This is a genomic window from Pontibacter toksunensis, assembly GCF_042686245.1.
Lineage (GTDB): Bacteria > Bacteroidota > Bacteroidia > Cytophagales > Hymenobacteraceae > Pontibacter > Pontibacter toksunensis.
This window is the reverse complement of record NZ_JBHUOX010000062.1, coordinates 1-5987: the sequence shown is the minus strand read 5'-3', so window position 1 is coordinate 5987 and position 5987 is coordinate 1. Positions and strand designations below refer to the sequence as shown.

The following is a 5987-nucleotide window of genomic DNA, read 5'->3' as shown; positions in this document are numbered from 1 at the left end:
AGCGGAGAGGATTACGCCGAAGGCCACCCCAAGTCTTTGTAATGATGAATGGCGTGGTGCGTCCAGAGCACCTTAAGGATGCTGGCCGGAAGGCATGCACCGCGTAGTGCACAAGCAGGTAGGCAGAATAGGCCATCAAAAGGCTTGGGACAAAGGCATACACATACTCATACTCCCCCAGCAGAAGCCTGATGACCATGAAAATGAGCGCCACATACAAGAGCCCCAGGATGGGCGGCATGGCGAGCCTGTCCCTGTCATAAAATACTCATGGAGAACACCGTGGACAGTCTACTGGACTTTCTCCCTCCACCTACTGGTCGGCGGCATGTGGAAGAAGATGCGGTGCGCCACATACTCCAGGAGGGTAAAAGACAGGATTCCCAGCACAAGCACAAGAGCGACTGTCTCTGCCTCAACCCTGTTTCCGTAGCGCCATAAAGTGCATGCCACCAGAGACGGCAGCATAGAGGGTAAGGGGGACGGCTATCCTCATTACATACTCACCCCTAAGCAGAGAGAGGTGCTGTAAAACAGGAGAACCTGCTAAAGCCTTTCCGGCTTGTCTTTACCCTGCTTGAAAACCTTGAAGAGGAAGAAGAAGGCCGGAAGGACGAGCACAAGCCCGACGAGCAAGGCAATCACCAGTTGAAATAGCGTCTCGTGGGGTGCCTGTGTGTTATAGAAAGTAAGGTGCTGGCCATTCCTTTCATACACTAGGATGGGGAACTGGATGGCAAACCACCCCAGCATAATCAGGGTGACCTGCACACTGACTGCCGCCCTCAATAAGAAAATGCTGGGGTGATGAAACAGGTAAAAGATAACGGGAGTGAAGAGCACCACCGTACCAAAGGCGGAGACGCTCATGGAAGAGGCATAAAAAGCTTCGAACAGGTGATGGTTCTCCACCTCGGCTGCGACGAACACAGAGGCGCCCAGGATATAGGTCAGGCTCAGAAACACTTTTGCCAGGCGCACGTATCTTTTCTGCTCATCTGGATATGCGGCCTCGCCTATCAGGAAGACAGCCGCTATATAGCCAAAAAGGGAGGCCGAGAACAGGCCCATCACCAGGCAGAAGACATTGAACCAGGGCGTAATGTACTGCTGGTAAAAGCTGCCGGTAAGCTCCAGGCTAATCCTCCCCAGTATCATGGCACCAAGCGTAATACCCAGAAAGATGGGCGTCACAAAGCTGGACACGCGAAAAAACAGCGTGTAATACTTGTGGGTCACGTCATGGACCACATCGTAGTGCCGGAAAGTGAAAGAGGAGCCGCGGAGAACGATACCTAGCAGCACGATCATAAGCGGAATGTGCAGCGCCACACTGATGGTCGCGTACACTAACGGAAAGGCTGTAAACAGGATGACAATCGCCAGTATCAGCCACACGTGGTTTGCTTCCCATACCGGTGCCATTGCCTTTGACACCGTTTTTTCTCCTCTCCTGCCTGCAAACGCTTCCACTATGCCGGCCCCAAAATCAGCGCCACCCAAGAGTGTGTACAGGATGAAGGATATCCCCAGTATAATGATGATGACCTGAAGCATAGGCTACTCGTTGATGTTTCTTGCCGAAGGATAGTACGTTTCGATGGTGGCTATCTGCCTGCGCATCAACCATACCAGGATAATGGTGAGCAGCAGGTAAACAACCAGTATGGTATAAAACGAATACTGCAGCCCCGGCATCGGGGAAACGGCGTCCTTGGTTTTCATCACGCCGTAGATAATCCAGGGCTGCCGGCCTACCTCGGTCACAGTCCAGCCTGCTTCCACGGCAATGAAACCCAGCGGGGTGAGGCAGGCCACGAACTTTAGCCACCACCTCTTCAGCAAAAGATGCTTCCACCAGACGCTGAAGAGAATATGAAGCAAACCCGCAAAAGCGAGAAGGAACCCGCAGCCTACCATCACCTGAAAGGCAAGGTGCGTAATGAGCACAGGCGGCCGCTCCTCCTCAGGGAACTTATCGAGCCCAGTCACCTCCGCGTCGAAATCGCCATGGGCCAGGAAGCTCAGAAGCCCCGGAAGGTGAATGGCATAGTTTACCCGCTCTTCTTCATCGTTAGGGATGCCTCCGATGACCAAGTCGGCTGGTTTGCTGGTTTTGTACAGTGCCTCTAAAGCGGCCAGCTTTGCCGGTTGCCTTTCGGCTACATCCTTTGCAGACAGGTCGCCGCTGATGGGTTGCAGGAACGCTGTGACCGCGCCAAAGGATAAGGCTATTTGCACGGCTTTTCTATGGAATACATTTTGCCTGTTCCTCAGCAGCAGGATGGCGTGCACACCGGCAACCGCGAAAGAGGTGGCAACAAAGGCAGCGAGGGTCATGTGCAGCGCCTGCGTGAACCAGGCATCGTTGAACATGGCCGCTACCGGATCAATGTCGGTGACAACGCCATTATTCCACTTAAAGCCGGCTGGGCTGTTCATCCATGCGTTGGCAGCCACCACGAAGATGCCCGACAACACACCGGAAATACCCACCACCACGCCCGAGAGCCAGTGCACCCACTTGTTGAGCCTGTCCCAGCCATAGAGGAAAACGCCTAAAGCAATGGCTTCCACAAAAAAAGCTGTTCCCTCCCAGGAGAAGGGCATACCGATGATCGGACCGGCATACCTCATAAACTCAGGGAAGAGGAGGCCCAGCTCAAAAGACAACACTGTGCCGGAGACTGCACCCACAGCAAAGAAAATGGCGACACCCTTCGACCAGGCTTTGGCAAGGTCGATGTAGACCTGTTTCCCTGTCCGCAGCCATTTCCACTCGCTGTAAGCCATCAGTACAGGCATGGTCATGCCGATGCAGGCAAACACAATGTGCCAGCCCAGGGATACCGCCATTTGCAGGCGAGCTGCTAAAAGATCCTCCATAGCAATGGTTATGTGCAAGCGCGCCCGCATAGCAGGCATGCAGTTCCTGTTAATGAAAGCTAATCAAACAACCTGTCAGCTTTTATCAAGCCGCCTTAAAACAAGAGCCTTTTCTACTATGAGAAAGGCGGGAGTTGGCATATCCTGTGGCAAGGTGGTGCGGGTGCCGCACCCTTTCACATGTTCTATCTTTAAACTTTACTGCTGCCAGAATGGTTTGTTGTAGTTTAACAAGAAAAGATGCTGTCTAGCTCTGAAACTGTTAGTGTCTTTTGAACCTTCGGCTCTTCCTGTACCTATGCTCCCAATAGCTCATCCCACTGAAAAGGGGTGACAGCCTATACCATCACCCCTTTTCTGGTTAAACACACCCGCCGTACATGGGAAGTTGACTTTGGTTTTACTCCTTCCCCTCAGCCGGGTTTCCTTTTTAACAAGTAGCCTATCCCAGCCCTGCAGTTTTCCCTCTGGGAATCCTCTTTTTGCTTGTTTCCCCCTTGGCTCACTCAGTGCAATCAAACAAGTCCCTGCAGCCTCTTGTTGCACAAAAGCCTTAGCATCGTGTTTTAAGACTAATACACATGTATCTTATTTACAGATACTTAATCATGTTTTAACTGAATGATGTGCAGCAGCAGCCGTAACATATACTCAGTATATATACGGGTGCTTGGGGCCGTAGCCTGCGACGATAAGGACAGCGACTAGGTTGCCGTGTTTGAAAACGACATGCTTGAGGACAGCGAGGTCAGTGAGGCCACTGCCGACTTCTGCCTGACCACGACCGACTGGGACACCGGTGACGGCATGCTGGACATGAACGAGTTATGGTCGGTGTAGAAGACAACGACTACCTCACCGACTGGTATGAGGACAGGGACGGGGCGACAACATGCTGACAGAGGATAAGTACGCTGACTTCTTCGGCACCTACTACGGTGGCAAAAAAATGATTGAACTCTAGAGAGTATCCTGAAAAGGTGCTTTTTAAAGTTTATACATAAACCATAAACAACGGAAAAGATGAGAGAGAATAGCGTAAATTTCCTGATAGGAATTCAAAAGTGGGCTTAGTATTCTGCTCATGGCAGGCATGGTGGCCTGCGGAGGAGAATAAGTACTAAACCGGTAGGCACGACTGCAAAAGGAATGCACTAATTTATGCAACCTTCTGTCAGCGAATGAAGTACAACAAATGCGAACTTTTTCATTGGGGAGACCCGAATCCATCACATGGTTCGGGTCTCCCTTTTTTAGCTGCTGGCTGACTCCATTGACGCCTCAACAAACACGCGGGAGTTAGAAAGGAGGCCTTACTGTTCCTTCCCCCTTCGTGCCTCCAGGCTTATCAGCTACAGGCAACTCCCCTCTCCCTATGCCATACTTGCCTTGCAGCGACAAGGCCAGCAGAAAGCGTGGGTCCTTTGAAGCCTGTAGGTTTTTGCCTCTCTGGTTGTACATAGCCTCACGACTACTCCTTTCGCATGCATGTACAATAAATACTGCTGTGGTAACAAGCCGTAAAGCAGTAGTGAAGCAAACATAAATAAGCAACTTAACGCCCATTCAGATTGAATCTATGAACATACTTCTCCTCTTACTTGGCATAGCGGTTGTTATTTGGAGCATCGTGGAAGCCTTCTGGACCATAATCTGGGTCGTAGGGGACTCGGCTCCCATCACCTCCCGCTTTACCACTTATACCTGGCGCCTGTTCCGCACAGTTGTAGGTAACAAAAAGCACAGGCTCTTGAGTCTCACTGGCCCCCTGGTTCTTTTCTTCAGCATCCTGCTCTGGCTCCTGTTTCTTTGGTTAGGATGGACGCTGGTCTTCTATGCTGACGTTTCCTCCATTGCCCCTACTAGGTCTGGTATAACGCCTGATTTTACAGATGTCCTGTGGTACGTAGCCTATTGCCTGTTTACCATTGGCAACGGCGACTTCACGCCCAACGGAGATGCCTGGCAGGTGCTAAGCTCACTGGTAGGCCTAAACGGCATGCTGATGATAACCCTCTCAGTCACGTACTTTCTCCAGGTAGTATCGGCAGTGGTGAACAAGAGGTCGTTTGCCAGCCAGGTAACGGGTATAGGCAGCTCTTCGGAAGAGTTTGTCCTGAAGTTTTGGAATGGCAGGGATTTCAAGGCCATTGAGCTTCAGCTAAGTTCACTGTCTCAACAGCTTTCCACGCTGAATGAGCAGCACCTGGCTTTTCCTATCCTCCACTACTACCACACCACAAGCGAACAGAAGTCTCAGGGGAGGGCGATTGCTATTCTCTACGATGCCGTTTTGCTTCTGGAGCATGGCGTGGCAGAAGACATCAGACCCACACAGGCATACCTGGACACTACACACGAATCAGCGAAAAACTTTCTGAACACTCTAAAGTCTGCCTTCATAAATAAAGCAGAGGAGGTGCCCCCACTTCCCTCTTTACTTAAGCTAAACTGGAAAGGAGTGCCCACCGTCCCCGAGGAGGAGTTTTATCGGAAGCTGGAAGATAAAAAGGAAACAAGACAGCTTGTTTTAGGATTGATAAAGAACAACAATCGGCAGTGGCCTTCTTAGATATTTTTAAATCACAGTAGAACTTCGTCCTCTTTCATATTCACAAGCACCTGCTTTCCCTCATCCTTGCATGCCCATGGTATGGCGCTCCGCTTTTGGGAGGGCTTCATCTTTAGCAGGGACTCTAGATCTCGCTCACTGTAAGTATTGCTCAAACCTAGGAAATCCAGCACATAAGGGTCTTTGAACACCAAATCAGGGGTCTCGGCTCCGGATGACTGCAAGGTGCTGAGTTCATGCCGGAGGAGTTCCTCTGGTTTTTTTGATAAAGCCGAGCGCTCAAACAGCATGCTGTCCATCCGCTCCTGTAACACACGGGTACTCCACTGTTCCTGCATGCTGAGTTCAGTATAAAACATCCGCTTTAGCTCATCCTCAATCGCAGCTAACAGGCGCAGGTGAGTCCAGCTCAATTGTGTACTCAGTGCGTTCACAATTAAGTCTTCCGGAAAAGTGTCCGCAACGCGTACACAATGCCACAAGTGGCGCTTGCTCCAGCCTCTGCCGTAAGTATTCGTCAGCTCAGTGG

The 5987-nt window shown here is 51.1% G+C and carries 7 protein-coding genes and 1 pseudogene; 2 read left to right on the top strand and 6 right to left on the bottom strand.

What is annotated here, in order from left to right; translation table 11 throughout:
* From ACFS7Z_RS26885 to ACFS7Z_RS26870, 4 genes and pseudogenes are all read right to left on the bottom strand, one after another.
* Window positions 1–241: pseudogene (locus ACFS7Z_RS26885) on the bottom strand (hypothetical protein); the annotation flags it as partial.
* Window positions 242–291: 50 nt separating this feature from the next.
* On the bottom strand, window positions 292–468 hold the full coding sequence (locus ACFS7Z_RS26880) for a hypothetical protein (protein WP_377492459.1): 177 nt from the start codon (window positions 466–468) through the stop codon (window positions 292–294).
* 78 nt (window positions 469–546) lie between these two features.
* Complete coding sequence (locus tag ACFS7Z_RS26875) at window positions 547–1557, bottom strand: cytochrome d ubiquinol oxidase subunit II (protein ID WP_377492456.1); 1011 nt, start codon at window positions 1555–1557, stop codon at window positions 547–549.
* 3 nt (window positions 1558–1560) lie between these two features.
* The gene (locus tag ACFS7Z_RS26870; RefSeq protein ID WP_377492453.1) at window positions 1561–2886 is read right to left on the bottom strand and encodes a cytochrome ubiquinol oxidase subunit I; all 1326 of its coding nucleotides are present in this window, start codon (window positions 2884–2886) and stop codon (window positions 1561–1563) included.
* Window positions 2887–3600: 714 nt separating this feature from the next.
* Here ACFS7Z_RS26870 and ACFS7Z_RS26865 point away from each other — a divergent pair.
* On the top strand, window positions 3601–3726 hold the full coding sequence (locus ACFS7Z_RS26865; RefSeq protein WP_377492450.1) for a hypothetical protein: 126 nt from the start codon (window positions 3601–3603) through the stop codon (window positions 3724–3726).
* A 459-nt stretch (window positions 3727–4185) separates the two neighbouring features.
* On the opposite strand, the gene ACFS7Z_RS26860 is transcribed toward ACFS7Z_RS26865, so the two are convergent.
* Window positions 4186–4347, bottom strand: coding sequence for a hypothetical protein (locus tag ACFS7Z_RS26860; protein ID WP_377492447.1), 162 nt, complete (start codon window positions 4345–4347; stop codon window positions 4186–4188).
* Between the two features lie 118 nt (window positions 4348–4465).
* Between ACFS7Z_RS26860 and ACFS7Z_RS26855 the strand changes: the two genes are divergently transcribed.
* Window positions 4466–5458: a potassium channel family protein gene (locus ACFS7Z_RS26855; protein ID WP_377492444.1), complete on the top strand. Its 993-nt coding sequence runs from the start codon at window positions 4466–4468 to the stop codon at window positions 5456–5458.
* A gap of 11 nt (window positions 5459–5469) precedes the next feature.
* Here the strand turns inward: ACFS7Z_RS26855 and ACFS7Z_RS26850 are convergent.
* A partial coding sequence (locus tag ACFS7Z_RS26850; protein WP_377492441.1) for a DUF1016 N-terminal domain-containing protein occupies window positions 5470–5987 on the bottom strand: 518 nt, incomplete at its 5' end.